Here is a 22,061-nt window from a genome sequence, read left to right as displayed (position 1 = left end):
ACGGGAGAATCATGAACCGCCGTACCCTGCCCCGCCGCGCCCGCGCGCACGCGCCCGGCTGGTCCCACCCTTACGTTGTCGACCCGTGGGCGCCGCTACTGTACGCGGACGGTGGCGACGAGGACGAGAGCGAGGAGCCGCCCGAGGACGACCAGGACGAGGGCGACGACTCCGACGACGCCGACCCGGACCCCGAAGGCGCCGATCAACTCGGCGACAAGGGCAAGCGCGCGTTGGCCACCATGAAGGGGAAGTGGCGAGCGGAGCGCGACAAGCGCCGGGCCGCTGAGGAGAAGCTGAACCAGCAGGCGGGGCAGGACGACGCCGAGCGGGCGCGTGCTGCCGCCGAGTCCGCCGCGCTGGCGAAGGCCAACGCCCGCATCCTGCGCGCCGAGGTGCGCGCCGCCGCGAAGGGGAAGCTGGCCGACCCCAAGGACGCGCTGACGTTCCTGGACCTCGATCAGTTCGAGGTCGGGGACGACGGCGAGATCGACGCCGACGAGATCGAAGAGGCGATCGACGAGCTGATCAAGAACAAGCCCTACCTGGCAGCGCAAGGCCGCCCGAGGTTCCAGGGCACCGGCGACGGCGGAGCGGCGCGCAAGGCGTCCAGGCCACGCCAGCTCACCAAGAGCGACCTTAAGTCCATGACCGCCGAGGAGATCGACGCCGCCCGCGAGGCCGGGAAGCTCGATGACCTCATGGGCGGCATATAGCCAGGAAGGCATAGCCATGACGATCCGGAACTTCGTTCCCGAGATCTGGAGTTCGCGGCTACTTGTCGCGCTCCGCAAGGAGCTGGTCTACGCCGGCCCCCAGGTGGTGAACCGCGACTGGGAAGGCGACATCTCCGAGGCGGGCGACACCGTCCGCATCACCAGCGTTGGCCGGCCGACCGTCGGCAACTACGTGCCCGGCTCCACCGTCATCACCCCGCAGAAGCTGGTCACCGGCCAGCGGACTCTGGTGGTCGACCAGGCGAAGTACTGGGCGTTCTCGGTCGATGACGTCGACGCCCGGCAGGCTCGCAGCAACCTGATGCCGCAGGCCATGAGCGAAGCCGCTCACGAGGTCGCCGATATCGTCGACCAGTACGTGGCGTCGCTGTACACGCAGATCGCCGCCACCAACCTGCTGAACGACCCCGGGGCACCGATCGACACCCACACCACCCCGACCGATGCGTACAGCCAGGTGCTGGTGCCGCTGCGTACCCGGCTGCGGAAGGCGAACGTGCCGACCGCCGGCCGATACTGCATCGTTCCGCCCGAGTTCATGGCATCGCTGCTGGACGACGACCGGTTCGTGAAGGTCGGCGACAGCGGAACCTCGGAGGGGCTGCGGAACGGTCTGGTCGGCCGCGCCGCAGGGTTCGACATCTACGAGTCGAACAACGTGCCCGAGCCGACCGCCGGCGTGGCCGTGATCACCGCCGGCACGAATGCGGCGATCACCTTCGCCGAGCAGATCAACAAGACCGAGGCGTACCGGCCGGAGAGCAGCTTCTCTGACGCGGTGAAGGGCCTGGCGCTGTACGGCGCCAAGGTCGTGCGCCCCAACGCCCTGGCCGCGGCGTTTGTCGAAGCCGCCTGAGAGGAGACACGATCATGGCGACTACGCAACTCACGTACACGGACCTGCTCCCGAACGGGGGTGTGGCGCAGCCCGCCGGCACCACGCTGGTGGCGGCGCCGACCGACAACATGCAGCTGGCCAACTCCCGTCCGGAGCTGACGGTGTTGCGGGTGACGAACACCGGTGGCTCGGCGCTCACGCTGACGGTGAAGGCCGGCACGTATCCGCCGGCGATCGCCGCCGGTCAGGGCGACCTCGAAGTCACGGTCGCGGCGACGTCTGGCGTGCAGCTGGTCGGCCCGTTCGAGTCAGGCCGGTTCGTCCAGGGCGACGGCTCGATGCTGATCGAGTCGAGCGCGACGACCGGCACCATCGCGGCGCTTCTGATCCCGAGGAACACCTGATGAGCGGCGGGCGGATCTACGTGCGCGGGGAGGGGGGCGCCGTCTTCCCCATGGACCTGCCGCTGCCCGAGCCGATCGCCGACCGGCTGGCGGCCGGGCAGCTGATCCAGGTCAACCGCGACGGCTCCCCCCACAAGGGCGGCACGGCCGATGTCCAAGTGGCAGCTGGCGCTGACGGGGCTGGCACGGATAGCCCGGCCGCCGGCCGGGCGACCGCCCGTCCCGCGCAGGCGGCGCCCAAGTCCGAGTGGATCGGGCATGTCGTCTCGCGGGGGCTGCTGTCCCGGGAGGACGCCGAGGCGATGACGAAGGCCGACCTGATCGACCTGGCCGGGGGCGAAGGCTGATGGCGCTGGGCCGCTACACCGAAGTGGCCCGCGCGGCGAACGGCGACCTGATCCGAGCCGGACGGGTCGCCGTCCTCGCCGCCGGCACCGTCGACTTGGTCGACCTGTTCGCCGACGAGGCCGGGGAGGTGCCGCTGTCAAACCCGGTCGCCACCGACCTGACCGGCGCATGGTCGGCGGTCGCCGAGGCCGGGCTGTACGACGTGGCCTACCCCGACGGCCGGATCGTGCGGAACGTACCGATCCTCGCCCCCGCCGGCGAGGCGCCCGAGCCGGGCCTGTCCGCCGGCGACATCTCGGCGGTCGCCCCGGTGACCTGGGACGAGGAGACGGCCACGATCGGGGTGACGACCGGCACAACGGCCGGGACCGTCGCGGCCGGCAACCACACCCACCCAGGGCTGACCGCCGACCAGGCCGCCGGCACCGCGTCGGTGCGCACGCTCGGCACGGGAGCGCAGCAGGCCGCCGCCGGCTCCCACTCTCACGGCGGGCTCATGACCGGATCGGCGATGGCCGTGCCCGACTCCGAGGCCACCGACGCGGCCGCGTTGCTGGCCGACTTCAACGCGCTGCTGGCCGCGCTGCGGACCCGCGGCATCATCACCTGACAGAGAGGGGCCAGTCGTGGCGCTGACCCCGTTGGCGACACCGGATGACCTGCGGGCCGCCGGCGTAGCTGTGTCCGAGGACGAGGAACCCCTGGTCGCTCACTGGCTGGCCGTCGCCTCGGCGGCGGTTCGGGAGGCGGCGGGCTGCCCCATCTCCGAGACGATCAGCACGGTGGACATCGAGGGCGAGGCGGGGGTGTGGCTGCACCTGCCGGGCCCGCCGGTGACCGCCGTGGCGGCCGTCGCGGTCGACGAGGTGCCGGTCACGGACTGGCGCCTGCGCTCGAACTCGTTGTGGCGGCGGTCTGGTTGGCACGGTGGGGACCCGCCGGCCGAGGTGACCGTCACCTACACGCACGGCCTCCCCGACGTGCCGGCCGACATCATCGAGTTGGTGTGCCGGATCGCCGCGGCGGCGCTGGTTGCGTGGCGGTCCGCGCCGGACGGTGGCGGGCTGGCGGCGGGAGATGTGCGCTCGGAGCGGTTGGGCGACTACTCGGTGACCTACGGCTCGGATGGGCTGGTCACGGAGATGGAGTTGCCGGACTATCTGCGGGAGCGGCTGGCCGCGCGGTTCGGCGGCGGTGCGGCGCTGGTGAGGTTCCGGTGAGCCCCGGCGCCCGCCTGCGCGTGGGGCACCTGCTGAACCGCCGCCTGGCCGTGTGGCGGTTGACCACCGCGCCGGACGGGGCTGGCGGGCAGACCACCGCGTGGGCGCAAGTCGGCACCGTCAGCGCCAAGGTGGACCAGCCGTCGGCGCGCGAGCGGATGCTGGCGCAGCAGGCCGGGTCCGAGCACACCCACAACGTCTACCTGCTGCCCAGCGCTGATGTGCGCCGCGGTGACGAGTTGCGCGACGGGCCCGAGCACTACCGGGTGCTGTCCGTCATCTCCCCGTCGACGCCGATCTACCGCCGCGCTGACGTCCACCTGATCCAGACCGAGGGGGAACCGTCGTGAGCACACCACCGATGGAGCCGGCCGAGCTGCGCCAGCTGGCGCAGGACACCGAACAGACCGAGGCTGAGCGGCTGATCGCCGTACTCCTGGCGATCTCCGTGGACCTGTCGCGGGCGGTGCGGCTGCTGGGGAAGGGCCGCTGATGGCCCGCCGGCGAGGCCGGCGCGGAGGCAGTTCCGGACGCCGGGGCGGCGGTGGGATCACGGTGCGCCTGGAGGGCATCGAGGGTCTGCGCGACCGGCTGGAGGAGCTGCCCGACGAGGTGCGGGCCGCGCTGCGCCGCGCGGTGCGGGAGGCGGCCGAGGACGTGCGCGCCGAGGTGCGGGCGGGGGTCCGGGTGGACACCGGCCGGATGCGCGACGCCGTCGACATCACCTACCGGGACACGGGCCTGACCGCCCGGGTCGGTTGGGACGGTACCGGCGTCTCCTACGCCCAGTTCCAGGAGTTCGGCACGTCCAGTATCCCGGCCAACCCGCAGCTCCAGCCGGCGCTGGAACGCGAACGCGGGCAGATCACCGGCCGCATTCGCGACGAGGTGAAGAAGGTGCTGCCGTGACGACCCCGACGACGCCGGCCCCGGCGATCCAGCGCGCCATCTACGCCCGGCTGACGGGCGACACTGCGTTGATGGTGTTGGCCAGCGGCGGGGTGTACGACTTCGTGCCCGAGCCCGCCCCGCACCCGTACATCGTGATCGGCGAGGCGATCGAGACTCCCGACAACACCCACGGCGGGTTCGGCCGACAGACGGTCGTGACGCTGCACGTGTGGACGCGGGCACGCGGGCATGCCCCCGGGCTGGCCATCGCGACCCGCGTGGTCGGGCTGCTGGACCACCAGCCGCTGGCCATCGAGGGGCACGACCACATCGCCACGAACTACGAGTTCATGCAGACGCTGGTCGACCCGGCGCCGGGCGATATCCGGCACGTCGTGCTGCGGCTGCGGGTCCGCACCGACCAACCCCGTAGCTGAGCACCACCAACGCCCCCGGCTGATCACCGGCGGGTAGAGCCGCCCCGCGCCCCCAGGACTCGGGGCGGCTCGCACTCCTGGGCCCAGACAACAACAACCCGGGAGGAACCATGGCCGGCATCAACGGCTTCGGCACCCAGTTCCAGCACGACGTCGGCGGCACGTTCACCACCATCGCCGAGTCCACCAACATCTCCGGCCCCGGACTGTCGCGGGAAGCGTTGGACGCCACCACCCACCAGTCGCCCGACATGTACATGGAGTTCGTCGGCGGGCTGAAGGACCCCGGCGAGGTGTCCGTGGACGTGCGCTATGACCCGTCGCTCCACGACGAGTTGATCGCCCACATGGACGACAACGACCCTCACACCTACCGCATCGTGTGGCCCGACACGGCCCAAACGACCTGGACGTTCCCCGCCCTGATGACCGGGTTCGAGCCGGAAGGCCCCTACGACGACCTGCTGGCCGCGTCGCTGACGTTCAAGGTCAGTGGCAAGCCGGTGCTCGGCACCCTCCCCGACGAACCGTAAGGAGGCCCCCGTGGCCCTGCTGAACCGAGACCAGATCACCGCCGCCGACGACCTGGCGCACGAGGACGTACCCGTGCCCGAGTGGGGCGGCACCGTCCGTGTTCGGGCCCTGACCGGGCAGGAGCGCGACGCGTGGGAGGCGTCCATGCTGCGGCTGGGCCCCAACGGCTCGGTCCAGGCGCGGAGCACGAAGGGCGTGCGCGTCGGGCTGGTCGCGCGCACCGTCATCGGCGAGGACGGCGAGCGCCTGTTCACCGACAAGGACATGGCCGCGCTCAACGAGAAGTCGGCGGCCGTCATCGAACGCCTGGCGGCGGTGGCCCGGCGGCTGTCCGGCATCGGGAAGGAGGCGGCCGAGGAGGCGGCGGGAAAATCCGAGCCGACCCCCGACACCGCTTCACCTTCCGACTAGCCCTCGCCCTCGGCTGCACCCGGGCCGAGCTGCTGTCGCGCGTCAGCTCTGCGGAGCTGACCGAGTGGATGGCCTACGAGCGCGTCACCGGCCCGCTCGGGCCGGAGCGCGCCGACGCGCTGCACGGCATCCAGACCGCCGCCCTGGTCAACGCCCAGAAGGGCAAGCGCGGCAAGCGGGCTCGCCCGCAGGACTTCATCCCCGAGTGGGACGGCGGCGGCGCCCAGTCCCCGGACGAACAGCTGGCGCAGGCGACCGCGATCACGGCGGCGTTCGGCGGCACCGACACACGCACACGGTAGGGGGTGGTGGCGGTGGCGCTGCTGGACGAGCTGCTCGTCGCGATCGGCCTGGACGCCTCGGGGCTGACCGACGGCGCGCAGGGCGCGGCCGATGATGTCGAGCGATCCCTGGGCGGCATCGCCGCCGCGGCGGCCGGCGCGGCCGTCGCCGGCGGGTTCATCATGGGGATGTCCGCCGCGATGGACATCGACTCCGTTACCACCCGCCTGGAAGACCAGCTCGGCCTCACCTCGGCCGAGGCTGAGCAGGCGGGCAGCATCGCGGGCGAGGTCTACTCGGCCGGGTTCGGTGAGTCTCTGGTCGGCGTTGGCGACAGCGTGTCCGCCGTCATCTCCTCGGTAGAGGACATGGGCGAGGCCACCGACGCCGAACTGATCCAGATGACCAAGTCGGCCGAGACATTGGCCGACCGATTCCAGTTCGACGTCGCCGACAGCGCGCAGGCAGCCGGCGCCCTGATCAAGAGCGGTCTCGCAGACAACGGTGTCGAGGCGTTCGACCTGCTGGCCGCCGCCGCTCAGCGGGTCCCTGCCCAGATGCGCGAAGAGCTGCCCGTGCTCACCAACGAGTACGCCACCTTCTTCGAGCAACTCGGTTTCAGCGGCCCGCAGGCGATGGGGCTCCTGGCCGAGGCGGCGCAGAACCCCTTGTACGAGCTGGACAAAGTCGCGGACGCTCTCAAGGAATTCTCGCTGCGACTAGCGGATACCGAGGCCGCGAGTGAGCCGCTGGAACAGCTCGGGCTAGACATCGCCGAGATCCAGGAGTTGGTCAACCAGGGCAGGGGCACGGAGGCGTTCGACCAAGTCGTCGCAGCCCTCCGCGGAGTCGAGGACCAGACCGAACGCACCATGCTCCAGGCCGAGCTGTTCGGCGGGCCCGGTGAGGACATGGGCGACACTCTGCTGGACATCTCGGCGGCCGGCGCGGACGCCCGCACCGGCCTTGACGACGCCGCCGGCGCTGCCGCCGACATGGTCGACAACATGGAGGCGTCGCCGGCACAGCAGATGGACGCCGCGATACGCACGCTCCAGATGACCCTGGGCACGGCGCTGCTGCCCGTGCTCCAGCTTGCGTCGGGGTTCTTCGCCCAGAACCAGGGGCTGATCAGCGCGCTGGCTCCCGGGGTGCTGATCCTCGTGGCGGCTATCGCCGCGTGGGTGGCGATTCAGTGGCTCTTGAACTTCGCGCTGACCGCGAACCCGATCGGGCTCGTGGTCGTCGCTATCGGCTTGCTGGTGGCTGCCATCGTCTACATCGCGACCCAGACCACGATCTTCCAGGACATCTGGAAGGCCATGTGCGATGGCATCGTGGCCGCCTGGAACTGGTGCGTGGACCTGGTCAAAGCCGGCTTCGAGCTGGCCAAGAACATCTTCCTGAACTGGCCGGGCCCCGGACTGCTGATCAAGCACTTCGACACGATCAAGGGCGCCGTGCGCAACGTCGTCAACTTCTTCACCAGTACTTTCCGCTCCGGGATCAACACAGCGACGGAGATCTGGAACGGCCTGCGCGGCCTGCCAGGGAAGGTGTGGAACTGGTTCTCCGACCTCGGGTCGGACATCGGCGACGGCATCGCCGGCGGCTTCAGGTCCGGTATCAACGAGATCATCTCGGGCTGGAACGGGTTGTCCTTCACTCTGCCGCGCGTCGACCTCGGGCCGCTTGGCTCCATCGGCGGCGGCACCCTCCACACCCCGAACATCCCGTACCTGGCGGCCGGCGGTGTGACCACCGGCCCCACCCTGGCGATGATCGGCGAGGGCCCCGAGGACGAAGCGGTGCTCCCGCTGTCCCGGCTGGATTCCATGCTGCGGTCGGTCGCCGCCCCGGTCCGCCGAGCCGGCGACGGGCAGCAGCCGCAACGCGTGGTGCTGGAGCTGGACTTCAGCGGTGCTGACGACGACATGGTGCGCCTCTTCCGCCGGGCCGTGCGGGTGCGGGGCGGCAACGTACAGACCGTGCTGGGAGGGGGGTCCCGTGCCTGAGCTTCGCTACGAGATCTGGACCGGGGCTGGCTGGGAGGACATCACCGGGGATGTCCGGACGAGGGAGGCCACGGTGATCAGCCGGGGCCGGCCGGATGAGGCGACCACAGCCGACCCCGGCAGCGCCTCGTTCCAGCTCAACAACGGTGCCAGCCGCGTCAACGGGGTGGTGGGCCGGTACTCGCCGCGGAACCCGCGGTCCGACTTGTATGGGCGGATCGGCCGCAACACCCCCGTCAGGGTCAGTGTGCGCGGAGGCGCGCCGTACCTCGACGTGCCCGAGTCAACGCGGATGGACGCTGCGGTCTCTGACCCGCTGCCTACCCCGACTACCGGTCTGGACGTGCGGGTGGACCTGGCGCTGGCCAGGGTGCCGGGGCAGACGCCGGCCACCGCGCCCGCGCCTTGGCGCGCGGATTGGACCGACGTCATCGGGCAGTACGTCCCGGCCGGTGACCAGCGCAGCTGGTACCTGACCGTCAACGCGTTCGGCGGCCTGTCCATCCGCTGGTCAACGGACGGCACCAACGGGGCCGGGTCGATCGTCACCGCGCAGATGTCCGACCGCCCGGTGCCCTACCGCTCGGGCGAGCGGTTCGCGCTGCGCGTGGTCGCCACCTGGTCCGGCGGCACATGGACGACGGCCGCCTACCACGCGCCCACCATGGCCGGCCCGTGGCGCGAGGTTGGGCAGCAGTCCGGCACCGGCGCACCGCCCTACGCCGCCGCGGTCCCGATCAACGTCGGCGCGGTGGCCAGCCAGGGGCTGATCGCGCACGGCGGCCGGCACTACGGCGCCAGCATCGCCATCGACGGCACGCTGGCGGCGGCGCCGGACTGGTCCACCGCCACCCCCGGCGACACCAGCACGACCGATCCGCAGGGCAACGAGTGGGTGCTGTCCGGCGGTGCGCAGTGGACCGACTGGTACCCGCGGTGGGTCGGGGAGATCTCCAGTTGGCCGGCGCGGTGGGATCTGTCCGAGGCGGACGTGTGGGTGCCGATCTCGGCAGCCGGCATCCTGCGGCGCCTCGGGCAGGGCGCCCGGCCCCTCGCGAGCACGCTGCGCCGCAAGATCCCCACCTACGGCCCCAGCCTGCTGGCGTACTGGCCGATGGAGGATGGGCAGGATGCCACCGAGGCCGCGTCCGCGCTGCCCGACGGCCCAGCCATGGCCACGTCAGGGTTGCGCTTCGCCGCGAACTCGGGCTTGCCCTCGTCGGCGCCGCTGCCGACGGTGGCCGATGGCACCCGGATCACCGCGCCCCTCCCTGCGCTGCCCTCAGGCTCGGCTGGGTGGCGGTTCGAGCTGATCTACTACCTCGACACCCTGCCCACCACAGAGACGCTGCTGGTGGCGCTGGACATGGCCGGCGGTGGCGTCGCCCGCATGACGCTGTCCATCAGCACCGCTCAGCTGGTCGCCCGCTGGTACGACGCCGACGGCGGGGTGATCGCCACCTCCGGGACCACACAGCCCGACATCCTGGCCTGGTGGCGGTGGGGCTGGTGCCGGCTCTTCCTCACCGCCATCCCCGATGGGAGCGCCGCGACCTGGGAGATGTACTCCACCCCGGTCGGTGAGGTGGCCTACTGGGGCCTGCGCTCCAGCCGCCCCTTCTACGCCGCGCCGCGCCGGATCAACACGGTCTGGCCGTCGTCGGCGGCGGGGCTGCCGATCGGGCACGTCACCTACACCAACACCCCTTCCGGTCAGCCCTACGGGGCCGGTGTCGGGGGCCCGTTGGACGGCTGGCGCGGCGAGACTGCCACGGCCCGCATCCGGCGGCTGGCGCAGGAGGAGGCGCTTCCGATCGTCGCGGCCGGCGGCATCACCCCGGAGTACACCCGGATGGGGCCGCAGCGCATCGCCACGGTGCTGGACCTGCTGCGCCAGTGCGCCGAGGCCGACGGCGGAGAGCTGGGCGAGACCCGGGACCACCTCGGCCTGGCCTACCGGCCGCGGTTCAGCCTGCTCAACCGCGCGCCCGCGCTGACCCTGGACTACGCCGCGGGGCACATCGCGCCGCCTCTGGAGCCCCAGGACGACGACCAGACCGTCCGCAACGACATCACCGTCACCCGCACCCAGGGAAGCTCTGCGCGGGCGGTGCTGGAGTCCGGCCCGCTGTCCGTCCACGCCCCGCCCGACGGCATCGGCGTCTACGACGAGACCGTAGACGTCAACGTGGCCGGCGACGGGCAGCTGGCGGACATGGCGGCGTGGCGGCTGCACCTCGCCACCGTGGACGAGATGCGGTACCCAGTGGTCCGGCTCAACCTGCGCAACCAGCGGATGCAGCAGTTCGTCCAGGCGTACCTGGACCGGCTGGACGTCGGCGCCCGGATCACGATCGCCAACCCTCCGGAGTGGCTGCCGCCCGAACCAATCGATCTGATCGTGCAGTCCTACACGGAGCACCTCGGTCAGTACGCGTGGGGCGTGGAGTTGACGTGCACCCCGGCGTCCCCGTGGACCGTGGGCGAGGTGGCCGGGGACGATCCGGCCGGCGGCGCTGCCCCGACCCACGTGGACACGGACGGCTCCGTGCTGGCGGCCGATGTCGACGCGACCAGCGGGCAGCTGATCGTGCAGACCCTCGACGGTCCGACCTGGGTCACCACCGCCGGCCCCGCGCCGACGGCGGCGGCGGGCGACCTGCCGGTGGACCTGGCCGTGGGCGGCGAGGTGGTGACACTGGAGAGCTGCGAGCCCTTCGTGTGGGATGACTTCGCCCGCACCGAGGCGTCCGGCTGGGGGTCGCTTCCGTGCACCACCCCCGTGTCGTGGGTGCTGTCCGGCGGCGCGCCGGCTGACAGGTCGGTGGCCGGCGGCCAGGGCCTGGTCGCGCTGACGACGGTGAACGGCCTGCGCTTCCAGTTCGTAGACGGCTGGGTGTACACCTCCTGTGAGGTGCTGGTGTCCATCAGCCCGAGCGCGGTGGCGGCCGGGGCGCCGATCCTGGCCGGCCTAGCGCTGCGGATCTCCGGTAGCGAGTGGTACTGGCCGCGGCTGCTGCTGACCCCGGCCGGCACGGTCGGGATCGAGATCGCCCGAGGGGTGACGCCCATCAGCCCCCTGGCCCTGACCGGCTACACCTACACCGGGGGCACTGCGGTGTGGCTGCGGGCCCGCGTGGCAGGCGACACGATCCAGGCCCGGGCGTGGCCGGCCACCAGCCGGGAGCCGGCCCACTGGCACGCCGTCGCCACCGATCCGGCCCCGATCGAGTCCGGCTACATCGGCACCGTGGCCATGACGTCGGCCGGCAACACCAACAGCGGGCTCACCGTCGCGCACCGAGGGTTCGAGTTGGCCAGCCCGCAGCTGATGACGGTGGACCGCTCCGTGAACGGCGTGGCCAAGCGGCACTCGGGCGGCGCGGATATCCGCTTGGCCCACCCCATGATCGTCGCCCTGTAGGAGGAGCTGATGTCCACGCCCCCGCCGGTCGTCCGGCCCGGCCAGCGCCTGACCGCGAACGTCCTCAACAGCGGTCTGCTGATCGGCCGGTTGGTGTTCGCCGCCTATCGCGACGCTGCGCAGAACATCTCCACGAACACCGTCGGCCAGCAGTCCGACGCGTTGGCCTGGGACAACGTGGCGCTGGACCTGCTGGGCGGCTGGTCCACGGCCCAGCCGACTCGGTACCAGCCACCCATCGCCGGCTGGTACCGAGTCACCGGAACAGCCAGCCTCCAAGGCGCCACAGGCGGCAGCCCTCCGCTGCGAGGTGCGTCCTGGCGGCTGAACGGCGGCCTTCCGCCAGCCGCCACGACCCGGCCGTGGGTCGGCTCGATCGGCGACACCTACCTTGCGTTCGCCGCGCCCGATCTGCCGCTGCTGCTTACCGGCACTGACTATGTCGAGTTGTGCCCGTTTCAGAACAACCCGGCGCCCGTACCGACCGCGACCGGGTCGACCCGGCCCAGCGTCGCCATCTACTACGTCGGCCCCGCCTGACCACCCCCGCCCCGCCGCCGTCCGGCTGCGGGGCTGTCCCATGTCTGGAGGTGGTGGCCATGGCCACCCCGCTGTCCGCTGACCGGCTGCTGGCCGCCCTCCGCGCCGAAGGCGTGCGCGTGGTCGAGCACCGCTCCTGGCGCAGCAACAACCGCAACGCGAAGGGCCCTTGGGGCCCGGTCCACGGGGTGATGATCCACCACACCGTGACCAGCGGCACCGACGCCTCCGTCCGGCTCTGCTACGACGGCCACTCGGCGCTGCCGGGACCGCTGTGCCACGGCGTGATCGCCAAGGACGGCACGGTCTACCTCGTCGGCAACGGTCGCGCGAACCACGCCGGGTTGGGCGACGGCGACGTGCTGGCCGCGGTCATCGCGGAGCGCGCCTTGCCGGCCGACAACGAGGCCGACACGGACGGGAACGCGCGGTTCTACGGCTTCGAGGCAGTGAACCTCGGCGACGGCCGCGACCCGTGGCCGGCCGCGCAAGTCGAGGCGGTCGTGCGCGCCTCGGCGGCGATCCTGCGCGCGCACGGCTGGGGGAAGGCCGGCGACACCTCCGTGATCGGCCACTCCGAGTGGCAGCCGGGCAAGGTCGACCCGCGCGGACCCGGCATCACGATGCGCGACGTCCGCCGGCGCGTCGCCGAACGCCTCAAGCATCCGGCCGACTGGAGCCCCGGCGACACCAACCCGCCCAACGAGCGGCCCAAGGAGGCCCCGATGCACCTGTACTACGAGCGCCGGAACCCGGTGACGCTGACGCCGGGCGACTGGTACACGATCACGTGGGACCGCGTGTGGGCACCGGAGAAGGGCTGGTCCGACCGCGACCTCGCGCAGACGCTCCTCAAGGGGGAGCACACGTTCTCGCTGGACTTCGCGATCCGAGCTGAAGGGCTCGCACGCGGCCAGGAGATCCAGCTGCGCGTCGCCCGGAACCACCGGCGCCCGGGGCAGGAGTGGGCCCGCGCGAAGAGCTGGCCGATCAGCAGCCCCGTGCACGACGGCGGCCGGCTGCACGCGGCGCACCACTGGCAGGGCCATCTGCCCGGCTCTGACGACAACCGCCTGGTGGCCGAGGTGCTGGCCACGGGCAGCGCGCCCATCCAGATAGACGAGCTGACCGCGTCCCTGCTGGCGTGGCCGGCGTGACCCGAGAGGACACAACGATGACGACTTGGACCTGGTGGAGAGCCACCCTGGAGCGCGCGGTGCGCACCGCCGCGCAGACCCTCGTGGCGGTGCTGGGCGCCGGCGCCGTGGATCTGCTGACGGTGGACTGGGGCCCTGCGTTGGCGACGGCCGCCGGCGCCGCGCTCCTCGCGGTGCTGACCGCCGTGGCCACCCCGGGCGGGCCCGGCGCGACCGAGACGCCCACGCCGCCGGCCGCCGCCGGACTGCCGCGATCCTGACGAGGGGGTGACCGTGGCCGATGAGCCGACCCTGGGCGAGGTGGCGCGACGTCTCGCGGACGTCCACGCCGACCTCAAGGAAGACCTGCACCAACTCGCCGGCCGGCTCGACGGCAAGGTCAGCTTGGACATCTTCGAGCTGCGCATGAAGACCTTGGAGAAAGACATAGCGGAAGCCGCAGCCCGAGCGGCGGCCGTTGAGGCGGGCCAAGCCGAGCGGGACCGCCGCCGCGCGGCGGACCGCCGGTTGGCGTTCTCTGCGCTCGTCGCCCCGGTGCTGCTCTTGCTGCTCCAGGTGTACCTCTCAGCCAGGGGGGCGGGGTCCGCGTGAAGAGGAGGACACGAGGCGACCTCGCCTACGCCCTGGGCGTGGTCGGCGCCGTCGCGGTGCTGGCCTGGGTGGTCATCACGATGCAGCAGCTCGCCGGCGACCTGCGGGACGCCAACCGCGCTCGGGACGCCCTCGCCGCCCAGGTGCAGCAGCTCGGCGCCGAACCCGTCGCCGGGCCGCCGGGGAGCCGCGGCGAGTCCGGCGAGATGGGGCCGCCGGGGCCGGCCGGGCCGCCGGGTGACCGGGGCGCGGTCGGGCCACCCGGCCCTCGGGGCCTGCCCGGTGAGGACGGAGAGCCCGGGGCGGACGGCGGCGACGGCCCGGCCGGCGACCCCGGGGACGACGGAGAGCCGGGCCCCGACGGGGCCGACGGCCCAGCTGGGCCCCCCGGCCCTGCCGGTGACCCCGGACCCGCGGGCCCAGCCGGGCCGCAGGGAGACCGCGGCCCCACCGGCGAGCGCGGCCCCGCCGGCCCGCCGCCGGCCGCCTGGACCTGGACGGGGCCGGACGGCACGACGTACCGGTGCACCCCGGTGGCCACGGGCAGCACGGACTACGCCTGCCAGCCGACCGGTGGAGATGCCCCGCCGGCCGGGACGCTCCTCGGCGCCCTGGACCCGGCACGGCGGCAGTGGTGAACTCCTGCGCGCTGGATCGGCTGACCCCGAAGCACCACGCCCCCGCTCTCCTCCGGGAGAGCGGGGGCGGTTCGTCATGCCCATCTGGGGCGCTAACGAACCGCTAACGCCCAGCAGTTGCTCGGCCGGCCGTCCCGCTGGTGCACTGGGTGTGGTCCCGGCCGGGCCGTCCTCAGCAGCCCAACCCTCCGGAGGGGACATGCTCATTTACATGGACACGGACACCGGCCGGTCGTGGACGGCCGAGCTGCCGGCGGCGCCGGCGGTCGGCGACGACGTGCTGCACCTGAAGACCATCACGGACGACGCCGGCCGGCTGGCCGACGTCGAGACCGGAAACCAGGTCGCGTCCCGCTGCTGGATCGTCGGCGGCAACCCCGGCGGCGAGCGCCTGCACATCAACCTCACCGCCGAGGCGTAACGAGGGGCCCCGTTCGTCGGTGAACGGGGCCCCTTTCTCCGTGCGTTACCGCCGTGCTGCGCCGTCGGGCCAGACGACGTCCACGGGCACACCAGCCGCGCGCGCCTGGTCGACGGTGTGGGCGGTCCCTCCACGCCCGTTGGACGGCTGCCCGTCCCAGATGGCCACCATCCGGTCGGCCCGGCGCAGGAGTTCCGCACCGGCTGCCTCGTAGGCTTCCCGGCTCGCGCGATCGATCGGCACCGTGTGCACCTCTGCCGCCGCAGTGACCAGGCGGTCGTACAGCTCTGCCTCGTCGGGCTTCACCTTGCGCTCTCGGTAGTCCCGCCCCGGAACCACGACGACCAGCTGGCCGCCCGCGTCCAGCACGGCCTCGGCGAACAGCGAGTCGGAGCCGGCGGCGATACACGAGACCCCGACCAGATCGGCCGGGGCGTACTGGCCCAGTAGCGCCCGCAGCTCGGCGCGCACCAGCGCCACCGTCTCGGTAGTCAGGTCCATGTGCCCGGTCACGGCGATCGTCGTCATGATCGTGCTCTCCCTCGGGGGTGAAGTGTCAGTCCGACGGTAGCGCCCTGAGACGGTCGCGCGCCTCGCGCGCCTCCGGGGTGGAATACCGCGCGGTATAGGGGTACAGCCGCATCAACTTCGCTCGTACCTGGGATGCCTGCGTGGCCTCCGCCGCGTTCGCCGCTTGGTGGGTCTGCTCCAACGCGGAGCGGGTGTCGCCGAGCAGCCACGAGCACTCGGCCAGCCCCGCCAGGTCGAGCGCGCGACTCTTCACCCCCTCCGGCCCCCGTTGCTCTACGGCAGTCCGGATCGCGGTACTCGCCTCTTCAGCGAAGCGGGCAGGTTCCCGGCGCGCCAGAGTCAGCAGCCGGTTCCCGGCGACGCCGGCTACCTCGGACGGGCCGAAGTACCCGATCCAGTAGGGCTCCTCGATGCTCGGGCTGGCCTCGGCGAGCGCCTCGGATGCCTGATCGATCGCCCGGCGGAACGCCCCCACGCGTCCGGCCGAGGCGTAGCACCACGCCTCGCGGGTGTACAGCATCGCCGAGACCCGTGGTGTCGCGACGTTCCGTGAGCCGTGCTGCGCCATCCGCACCAGTTCAAGGGCATCCTGGGGCCGGTCGTGGTCGTGAAGCATTTGCCGGGCCATTCCCGCCAGCACGTTGGCGCCCAGCGCTCGGTCGTCTCCTGCGTGCGCGGATCGCAGCGCGAGGCGGTAGTACGTCTGTGCGTCCCGCTGTTGGCCGCTGTCCCAGGCCATGCTCGCCGCCGTCCCCGCCAGGTCGGCCATCACGCGGTAGAGCCGGCGCGCGATGTCCTCGGCCTGGTGTTCTGCTGCCGCGTCGGCAACTTCGGCGAGCTGTCCGAGAACGGCGCGGCGACGCAGGCCGCCGCCGTGCCGGCGGTCCCACTGACGCATCACGCGTGCCGTCTCCTCCAGCTGCTCCACCTCGCGCGTGCCGAGCCGCCCAACGCGTCGGCCGTCGCCCTTGGGCGCGGGGGTCAGCCATTCCTCAACGTCGTCCAGAAGGCTGGCGCCCATCGCGATGCCGACGAGCGAGCGGGTGGCGGTGCGGCGGTCCATGAGCAGATCGTTCCTCGTCACACGGGCGACGCGCTCGCGCGTTGCTGCCGGAGACCATGGGCCGTCGGCGGCTGGGTGCGCGGCCGTCGTGGGCGGGGGGTGCGGCGCGCTCGCGGACTCCCAGGGTCTCTGGGCGAGGCCGAGCATGTGGCCGGGGATGCGCAGGCCGTCGGCGATGCGCGCGATCACGTCATAGGAGGTCACCTTGTGGGTGCCCCGGATGATCGTTGACACCTTGCCGGGGGTGAGCTGGCAGGCCGACGCGATCTTGTTCTGACTCAGGCCACCGTACTTGCGGATCAGCGCGAAGGCAGCGGCGAAGTCGTGTTCGGCGAGGGCGCGTTGCAGGTCGGGGCGGTCCAGTAAGGCCGTGTCGAACTGGGGTGGTGTGGTCATGTGCGCCACCTCCGCAACGCTACAGATCGTCACCTACGGAAAGCGGTGAGTCTATTACCGAGGCGGTAACCCCCGCCGGAGATCCCCAAACCTCGCATCTCCGGGGACGCTTCTGCCCTCAGCTCCCCACGCATCCCGGAGGCTCACCGTGGAGCACGACGACCAGAAACCGGACCGCCCCGGCTGGCTGCCGACCGAGCGGGAGGGCGACATTGTCACCCCAGCCCGGGCCGGGATCATGTGGGACGCCGTCCAGGCGCAGCTGCCCCAGTGGCGGACTCTCCTGGAGCGGATGCGGCGACAGCCGGGCATCCACAACTGCCGGTCGGCAACGCTTACGTGGCTGGTGCCGGGCGAGGCAGTGAATTGGTGGCGTCTGCCCCCAGGCATCCGGCGCCTGCCATCCGGCCGGACCGTGCTGGTCCCGCCCGCGGAACACGTCTACGACGGCCGGGCAGCGGTGCACCCAGTGATCCACTGGGCCACGTCGCCGGGCAGGCGCCGCGGGCTCACCGACCCGACTGTGCTGATGTCGGCGATCCACGCCGCCCGGGTCGCCGAGTGGATGCCCGCCCGGGCCGTCACCTGGCTGCCCGTCGGCCGCTGGTGGCACGCGCTGCGGGCTCCTCGGCGGCAGGTCTGGTCGACCGCGGGGGGACTGTCCTACGCCCCGGCGATCGTGGAGCCGCGGACCGACACCCTGGCCTGGCTGGTCCCCGTGGGGTCATTCGAACCCGCCGACGTGCCGGCCGGCATGGAGCTGTTGACCGAGGGGCACATGGAGATCCCGCCAGCGCCGGCCGCGCGCACCGGCCGCCACACCGAACCCCCGCCGCTGCACTGGACGATGCCGCCCGGCGAGCGGGCCGTGATCGCCCCGCCCGACCAACTGCTGCGCGAACTCCACGCCACGCTGGCCGGGATGCGGCGATGACCCGACCAGAATGGATGCCTACCGAGGCGGCCGGCGTGGACGTGCTCCCCGCAGGGCAGTGGTGGGACGCCGTCCGGCTCCCGCTCGGCCGGGGCATGGACCTGGTCGCCGCCATGGGTACATCCAGCGGCCAAGCCCCCGCGATCCGCAATCTCGTGACCATCACCCTGACCTGGCTCGTGCCGGTCGGGTCGGCAGCCGGCTGGCCCGGCTGGCCCGGCTGGCCCGGCTGGGTGGAGATCGTCACGACCGGCCGACGCCTGGCCGTCCCGGCCGCCGAGCTGGTCCACGAACCATGGGACGGCGGCCCTGCGGTGAGCTGGCACAGCCGCCCGGCCGGTGACGCCCTGACCGACGTGTCCGTACTCCAGGCCGCCGTCGACCGCCAGATGCGGGGGCTCATCCCGTGAAGCCGCACCCAGGCCGCCCGCCCCGCGGCGGCTGACTCTCAGACTCCCTGCTGGCGGCCGTCCGTTCGCCGGCGGCAGGGCCGGCCCGCCCCCACCCCCGGGGGCGGGCCACCCAACCCCACCCCCACCGCAGGCGGCCGACCGCGACAGGGCCGCACCACCCACACACCGAAGGAGCCGAAGGCGATGGCGCCCCCTGACCACCTCCTCACCCCTGTACCGGACAACGGGGAGCACGCCGTTGTCCGCGACCTGGCCGCCGCCCTGGCGGCGCACGGCATCACGCTGCCGAGTCTCCGACTCGACACGCTGACCGCCACGCGCACCGACACCACACCCATGATCGAGCTAGGCCGGATCGGCCTGCCCGTGGCCCAGCAGCTCGTGCACGCCCTGGAGGCCGGCCCCGCAGGCGCGACCGCCACCGCCCCGGGCGCGTAAGCCAGTAGCCGCCCAGACCCACCCCCCGCCCGGTAGCCGCCCCCCTGGCCCGGGCGGGGGGTGCCCACCCGGCCGCTCTCACAGAGCAGCCGCCACCCACCGGAGGCCCCGTGCTCGTGATGCTGCTGTCCACCACCGTCAGCGCCGGCTATCTCGCCGTGCTGCTGTGGGCGATGCGCGAGTTCACCACGCGGCCCCCGGCCGACAGAGAGGACCCCACACCCGATGACCGGACGCCCAGCTGACGACATGCCCGACGACGAGCTTCTCGCCCATGTCGCCGCACTCGGGGATGCCGCGAACACGATCAGGTCCAGCGACGCCACACCCGAGGAGCGAGACGAGGCCCTGGGCGATGCTGCCGACATCGCCAACCGGCTGACCGGCCGCTGACCATCAGCTCCCCGCGCAGCGTTTGGGCGATGCACGCGCGGGGCGGGCGGCGGCATGCAACCCGCCGCCCCCGGCCGGGACCCGGGACGAGTCACCCGGGCCCGGCCGGCCACCTACCTCAGAAAGGGAGACCGATCCGTGCCGGCCGCCACCCTCGCCATCACCAGCGCCGCCCTGGTCCACGACCAAAACGGGCGGGTACTCATCGTGCGGGCGGCCCGTAGTCGGCGCTGGCAGCTCCCCGGCGGCCTGGTCGAGCCCGGCGAGTCCCCCCGCCAGGCAGCCCGCCGCGAAGTGCGCGAGGAGCTGGGGTTGCATGTGCACCCCGGCGCCCTACTCGCCGCCGACTGGATACCGCCCCGGACCCCCGGCCGCCCCCGGCTCGCTCTCCTCTTCACCACGTCGCCGCTACCACCCGACGCGCTACAGGAGGTGCAGCTCCAGGTCGAGGAGATCGACGGCTGGCACCTGGTCACCATCCAGCAGGCGCGACGCCTGCTTCACCCCCTGGTGGCCGAACGCCTCCCCACCACGCCCGACCGACCCCGTACCCCCCTCTACCGTGAACTGCCCAACGCCATCCCCCACTGACCCACACGCACAAACGCCCCCAGCAACCAATCGGTGGTTGCTGGGGGCGCTGCCGTGCTCGGGCTGGCCCCAGGATGCTCACCTGACCGCGCTGGCGGTGGCCGCGCGGTCAGAGCTGCGCCCGGATGCGCTGCGCCCTCTGCTGGCCGATGCGCATCTCTCGCTGGAGGATGCGCAGCCCAGCGGGCCGGCCGTGCTCGGCGCGGTGCGCCGCATCGATCTCCCGGGCCTCGGGCAGCCGCGGGTCGGGGTGGAGGTCGTCCTCGTCGTCCGCGTGCTCGGGCTCCCCCTCCGGATGCGCGTCCGGGGCCGCATCCGGCTCGGGCTGGGGCACCTCGGCGCCGGTGCGCGCGTCGTCGGGCTGACCAGCACCGGATGCGGTGCCCGAGCGCATCTCGGGGACACCGGTCGCCATGTCGAGGGCGCGCCCCCGCTGCCGAATGACCATCTTGGCCTGGACTTCGGAGCACGGGACGCCGTGCTCGGTCGCGATGCTGGCGACCAGCGCGGGATGCGCATCTGGGTGCGCATCCGCCACGGCCCGCACCGCATCCACCGGGTGCATCCGCCGCAGCTCAGCACCCGCCAGAGCGCGCGGCGAGTCCCCGGCCGGGTGCGCCTCGGGCGGGGTCCACAGGTCGGGCACGTCGACGGCGGCGAGTTGCGCAGCTCCTCGGCGGGCGGCGAGCGCATCCAGCAGGGCTCGGCGCTGCACTTGGTTGGTGCCGACCTCGGCGGCGGCGACCGCGCGGGACAGGCGGCGCTCGGTGCGGGCCCGCCGGCGCCGGGCGTCCCCGGGGAGGGCGGCGAGGTGCGCGGCGAGGGCGACAGCGCGGGCGGTCGCTCGGTCGCGGGTGATCTGCGCGGCGTCCCTGCCCCTGCGGGCGACGCCGAGGCGGGACAAGGCCCGCTCCCGCAAGTCGCGGCTGAGCGTGGCCAGCAGGCCGTGGCTGGCGGTGTCGGGGCGGGCGTGCCGAATCTCGATCCCCATGGCGAGGTGCCACAACACGGCCGCCAAGATCGGGCCGAAGAACGCACGGACCAAACCGCCGACGACCCCGCCCTCAGCGAACGCCGGGATCACCTGGACGCTGCTGATGACCCACACCAGGACACCGGGTGTGCCCGGCGAGCCGGTGTCCGCGAGCGACTGGCGGGCCATCAGGGCGCAGGCAACCAGCGCCAGTTCCCCGGCGGCGAACAGCGCGGCCCGCTCGGGGGTGCTGACCATCTCTAGGTGGTGCTCGGCGAACCGCCAGCTGGTGTCGCCGCTGTAGGCGGTGCAGCCGGCCGCCGCCACGGCGGTGACAACCACCGCCGCCGGAGTGCCGGCCAGCCGCCGGCGGGCCGCGGCGACGGCGAGCGCCACCAGCCAGCAGCCCGCGATCACGACGGCCGCGCCGGCCGCCCACACCGGCCAGTCCGCGGGCAGGGGTGGGAGGGTTCCGGTCACAGGTCACCGCCGGGCAGCTCCGGCCACACGGCGTAGGTCACCGGGTACTCGGCAGCCATCGCCCGCGCCGCTGCGGCGTCGGCCGCCCACCCCGCCGGCCCCGGCCGCTCGTCGGCGAGGGCACGGCGCAACGCCTCACGGGCGATCACGACCCGCGTGTAGCGCAGACGGTGGGCCACGGTCTCGTCCTCGGCCCGGACGTGGACCGGCACGTCCAGCACCTCGTGAACGGCATCCAGCAGCTCCCGCAGCCCCTCGGGCATCTGGTTGGGCCCGCTCACCGCTGGCCACCGCCCGAGCCGTACAGGAAGCGGTAGAGGGCCGTGTGAAGGTCAAGGAGGTCTTCGCCAGCCCGGACCGGCGGGAAGCCGTGGCGCTCCAGGACGTCGGCGATGTCCAGCACCAGGCCGAGGGTGAACCGCGGCAAGGTCGAGGCGCTGTCCGGGTGGGGCAGTGGGTAGGCGCGCTCAGGCGCGCTCATGGGACGATTCATGGCAGCCGGACTCCTGGTCTCGTCAGGGTGTGCGGTCAGGCCCGCCTGGGTGTGTGGAAGCCCCGGGCTGTCGGCCGTCCCTGCCCTGGAGTCCGGTGACGGACTCCAGGGCAGGGTTCTCAAGTTGCATTCGTCACCCCGGGTGGAAGACCGAGGTGTCATGACACCGTACCCCTGGTGTCATGACACCGCAAGGCGTAGTCTCGGGCGCCATGACACCCCGGAAGAGCCGCTGATGCCCAACGCAGAGAAGACGCCGCGCCAGACGGTGCGGATCGAGGCCGAACTATGGTCGAGGGCCGGCGAGATGCTCGGCCCGGGACAGCGCAGTGCCGCCATTCGCGACTTCCTGCGCTGGCTCACCCACGAGACGGACCAGCTGCCCGAGCGGCCCGAGCGCCCAGGCGGAGAGTCGGCGGGCCCGCCTCTGTGATCGCCGACCGTTCGGCCGAGCATTGGCCGAGCAGA

At 72.7% G+C, this 22,061-nt stretch carries 32 protein-coding genes and 1 pseudogene; 28 read left to right on the top strand and 5 right to left on the bottom strand.

What is annotated here, in order from left to right; translation table 11 throughout:
* Positions 1-11: 11 nt before the first annotated feature.
* The 21 genes and pseudogenes from RM844_RS28730 to RM844_RS28630 all read left to right on the top strand — a co-directional run bounded on the left by RM844_RS28730 (position 12) and on the right by RM844_RS28630 (position 14,888).
* A complete protein-coding gene (locus RM844_RS28730) occupies positions 12-716 on the top strand; it encodes a hypothetical protein (RefSeq protein WP_311670344.1) in 705 nt (234 codons plus the stop codon).
* Between the two features lie 16 nt (positions 717-732).
* Positions 733-1,593, top strand: a complete 861-nt coding sequence (locus tag RM844_RS28725; RefSeq protein WP_311670343.1) for a P22 phage major capsid protein family protein — start codon at positions 733-735, stop codon at positions 1,591-1,593.
* Positions 1,594-1,607: 14 nt separating this feature from the next.
* Positions 1,608-1,979 (top strand): hypothetical protein, encoded by a 372-nt coding sequence (locus tag RM844_RS28720; RefSeq protein ID WP_311670342.1) that lies wholly within the window; start codon positions 1,608-1,610, stop codon positions 1,977-1,979.
* The gene (locus tag RM844_RS28715; RefSeq protein ID WP_311670341.1) at positions 1,979-2,326 is read left to right on the top strand and encodes a hypothetical protein; all 348 of its coding nucleotides are present in this window, start codon (positions 1,979-1,981) and stop codon (positions 2,324-2,326) included. Before RM844_RS28720 ends, RM844_RS28715 begins: the two co-directional genes overlap by 1 nt.
* Positions 2,326-2,937 (top strand): hypothetical protein, encoded by a 612-nt coding sequence (locus RM844_RS28710; protein ID WP_311670340.1) that lies wholly within the window; start codon positions 2,326-2,328, stop codon positions 2,935-2,937. Before RM844_RS28715 ends, RM844_RS28710 begins: the two co-directional genes overlap by 1 nt.
* 16 nt (positions 2,938-2,953) lie before the next feature.
* The gene (locus RM844_RS28705; protein ID WP_311670339.1) at positions 2,954-3,547 is read left to right on the top strand and encodes a hypothetical protein; all 594 of its coding nucleotides are present in this window, start codon (positions 2,954-2,956) and stop codon (positions 3,545-3,547) included.
* Positions 3,544-3,897, top strand: coding sequence for a phage head closure protein (locus tag RM844_RS28700; RefSeq protein WP_311670338.1), 354 nt, complete (start codon positions 3,544-3,546; stop codon positions 3,895-3,897). Before RM844_RS28705 ends, RM844_RS28700 begins: the two co-directional genes overlap by 4 nt.
* On the top strand, positions 3,894-4,040 hold the full coding sequence (locus RM844_RS28695) for a hypothetical protein (protein WP_311670337.1): 147 nt from the start codon (positions 3,894-3,896) through the stop codon (positions 4,038-4,040). The genes RM844_RS28700 and RM844_RS28695 overlap by 4 nt, the downstream gene beginning before the upstream one ends.
* A 62-nt stretch (positions 4,041-4,102) precedes the next feature.
* Entirely contained in the window at positions 4,103-4,456 is a 354-nt protein-coding gene (locus RM844_RS28690) for an HK97-gp10 family putative phage morphogenesis protein (RefSeq protein ID WP_311670336.1), read from the top strand.
* A complete protein-coding gene (locus tag RM844_RS28685) occupies positions 4,453-4,875 on the top strand; it encodes a DUF3168 domain-containing protein (RefSeq protein ID WP_311670335.1) in 423 nt (140 codons plus the stop codon). Before RM844_RS28690 ends, RM844_RS28685 begins: the two co-directional genes overlap by 4 nt.
* 110 nt (positions 4,876-4,985) lie before the next feature.
* The gene (locus RM844_RS28680) at positions 4,986-5,408 is read left to right on the top strand and encodes a phage tail tube protein (RefSeq protein WP_311670334.1); all 423 of its coding nucleotides are present in this window, start codon (positions 4,986-4,988) and stop codon (positions 5,406-5,408) included.
* A gap of 10 nt (positions 5,409-5,418) precedes the next feature.
* A complete protein-coding gene (locus RM844_RS28675) occupies positions 5,419-5,820 on the top strand; it encodes a hypothetical protein (RefSeq protein ID WP_311670333.1) in 402 nt (133 codons plus the stop codon).
* Entirely contained in the window at positions 5,781-6,122 is a 342-nt protein-coding gene (locus RM844_RS28670; RefSeq protein WP_449657335.1) for a phage tail assembly protein T, read from the top strand. The genes RM844_RS28675 and RM844_RS28670 overlap by 40 nt, the downstream gene beginning before the upstream one ends.
* 12 nt (positions 6,123-6,134) lie before the next feature.
* Positions 6,135-8,117 carry a phage tail tape measure protein gene (locus tag RM844_RS28665; protein WP_311670331.1) on the top strand — a complete coding sequence of 661 codons (1,983 nt, stop codon included), beginning with the start codon at positions 6,135-6,137 and terminating at the stop codon, positions 8,115-8,117.
* Positions 8,110-11,541 (top strand): hypothetical protein, encoded by a 3,432-nt coding sequence (locus RM844_RS28660; protein WP_311670330.1) that lies wholly within the window; start codon positions 8,110-8,112, stop codon positions 11,539-11,541. The genes RM844_RS28665 and RM844_RS28660 overlap by 8 nt, the downstream gene beginning before the upstream one ends.
* 9 nt (positions 11,542-11,550) lie before the next feature.
* The gene (locus tag RM844_RS28655) at positions 11,551-12,081 is read left to right on the top strand and encodes a hypothetical protein (protein WP_311670329.1); all 531 of its coding nucleotides are present in this window, start codon (positions 11,551-11,553) and stop codon (positions 12,079-12,081) included.
* 59 nt (positions 12,082-12,140) lie between these two features.
* Positions 12,141-12,782 (top strand): annotated as a pseudogene (locus RM844_RS33655) (N-acetylmuramoyl-L-alanine amidase); the annotation flags it as partial.
* Between the two features lie 473 nt (positions 12,783-13,255).
* Entirely contained in the window at positions 13,256-13,498 is a 243-nt protein-coding gene (locus RM844_RS28645) for a holin (RefSeq protein WP_311670327.1), read from the top strand.
* A gap of 13 nt (positions 13,499-13,511) precedes the next feature.
* Positions 13,512-13,829, top strand: a complete 318-nt coding sequence (locus RM844_RS28640) for a hypothetical protein (RefSeq protein WP_311670326.1) — start codon at positions 13,512-13,514, stop codon at positions 13,827-13,829.
* Positions 13,826-14,467 carry a hypothetical protein gene (locus RM844_RS28635; RefSeq protein WP_311670325.1) on the top strand — a complete coding sequence of 214 codons (642 nt, stop codon included), beginning with the start codon at positions 13,826-13,828 and terminating at the stop codon, positions 14,465-14,467. The genes RM844_RS28640 and RM844_RS28635 overlap by 4 nt, the downstream gene beginning before the upstream one ends.
* 211 nt (positions 14,468-14,678) lie before the next feature.
* Positions 14,679-14,888 carry a hypothetical protein gene (locus tag RM844_RS28630; protein WP_311670324.1) on the top strand — a complete coding sequence of 70 codons (210 nt, stop codon included), beginning with the start codon at positions 14,679-14,681 and terminating at the stop codon, positions 14,886-14,888.
* Between the two features lie 45 nt (positions 14,889-14,933).
* On the opposite strand, the gene RM844_RS28625 is transcribed toward RM844_RS28630, so the two are convergent.
* Together RM844_RS28625 and RM844_RS28620 are read right to left on the bottom strand one after the other, a co-directional pair.
* Complete coding sequence (locus RM844_RS28625) at positions 14,934-15,416, bottom strand: hypothetical protein (RefSeq protein WP_311670323.1); 483 nt, start codon at positions 15,414-15,416, stop codon at positions 14,934-14,936.
* A 28-nt stretch (positions 15,417-15,444) separates the two neighbouring features.
* Entirely contained in the window at positions 15,445-16,878 is a 1,434-nt protein-coding gene (locus RM844_RS28620; RefSeq protein WP_311670322.1) for a helix-turn-helix domain-containing protein, read from the bottom strand.
* 148 nt (positions 16,879-17,026) lie between these two features.
* On the opposite strand from RM844_RS28620, the gene RM844_RS28615 reads away from it, so the two are divergent.
* The 6 genes from RM844_RS28615 (at position 17,027) to RM844_RS28590 (ending at position 19,647) form a co-directional block, all read left to right on the top strand.
* On the top strand, positions 17,027-17,812 hold the full coding sequence (locus RM844_RS28615) for a hypothetical protein (RefSeq protein ID WP_311670321.1): 786 nt from the start codon (positions 17,027-17,029) through the stop codon (positions 17,810-17,812).
* A complete protein-coding gene (locus tag RM844_RS28610; RefSeq protein WP_311670320.1) occupies positions 17,809-18,222 on the top strand; it encodes a hypothetical protein in 414 nt (137 codons plus the stop codon). The genes RM844_RS28615 and RM844_RS28610 overlap by 4 nt, the downstream gene beginning before the upstream one ends.
* 186 nt (positions 18,223-18,408) lie before the next feature.
* Positions 18,409-18,663 (top strand): hypothetical protein, encoded by a 255-nt coding sequence (locus tag RM844_RS28605; protein ID WP_311670319.1) that lies wholly within the window; start codon positions 18,409-18,411, stop codon positions 18,661-18,663.
* A 110-nt stretch (positions 18,664-18,773) separates the two neighbouring features.
* Positions 18,774-18,908: a hypothetical protein gene (locus RM844_RS28600; protein ID WP_311670318.1), complete on the top strand. Its 135-nt coding sequence runs from the start codon at positions 18,774-18,776 to the stop codon at positions 18,906-18,908.
* Between the two features lie 4 nt (positions 18,909-18,912).
* On the top strand, positions 18,913-19,056 hold the full coding sequence (locus RM844_RS28595; RefSeq protein ID WP_311670317.1) for a hypothetical protein: 144 nt from the start codon (positions 18,913-18,915) through the stop codon (positions 19,054-19,056).
* 138 nt (positions 19,057-19,194) lie between these two features.
* Positions 19,195-19,647: an NUDIX hydrolase gene (locus tag RM844_RS28590; RefSeq protein ID WP_311670316.1), complete on the top strand. Its 453-nt coding sequence runs from the start codon at positions 19,195-19,197 to the stop codon at positions 19,645-19,647.
* A gap of 109 nt (positions 19,648-19,756) precedes the next feature.
* Here RM844_RS28590 and RM844_RS28585 read toward each other — a convergent pair whose 3' ends face one another.
* Genes RM844_RS28585 through RM844_RS28575 form a run of 3 tightly spaced genes read right to left on the bottom strand, consistent with a single transcriptional unit; the run spans position 19,757 to position 21,581 of the window.
* Positions 19,757-21,100: a hypothetical protein gene (locus tag RM844_RS28585; RefSeq protein WP_311670315.1), complete on the bottom strand. Its 1,344-nt coding sequence runs from the start codon at positions 21,098-21,100 to the stop codon at positions 19,757-19,759.
* Entirely contained in the window at positions 21,097-21,381 is a 285-nt protein-coding gene (locus RM844_RS28580) for a hypothetical protein (protein WP_311670314.1), read from the bottom strand. The genes RM844_RS28585 and RM844_RS28580 overlap by 4 nt, the downstream gene beginning before the upstream one ends.
* Complete coding sequence (locus tag RM844_RS28575; RefSeq protein ID WP_311670313.1) at positions 21,378-21,581, bottom strand: hypothetical protein; 204 nt, start codon at positions 21,579-21,581, stop codon at positions 21,378-21,380. Before RM844_RS28575 ends, RM844_RS28580 begins: the two co-directional genes overlap by 4 nt.
* Positions 21,582-21,828: 247 nt before the next feature.
* On the opposite strand from RM844_RS28575, the gene RM844_RS28570 reads away from it, so the two are divergent.
* Positions 21,829-22,026: a hypothetical protein gene (locus RM844_RS28570; RefSeq protein WP_311670312.1), complete on the top strand. Its 198-nt coding sequence runs from the start codon at positions 21,829-21,831 to the stop codon at positions 22,024-22,026.
* Positions 22,027-22,061: the final 35 nt, after the last annotated feature.

The organism is Streptomyces chisholmiae, from assembly GCF_031845445.1.
Taxonomy (GTDB): Bacteria; Actinomycetota; Actinomycetes; order Streptomycetales; family Streptomycetaceae; genus Streptomyces; species Streptomyces chisholmiae.
Note: the sequence above shows the minus strand (reverse complement) of the source record. Positions and strands in the feature narration are given on the sequence as shown.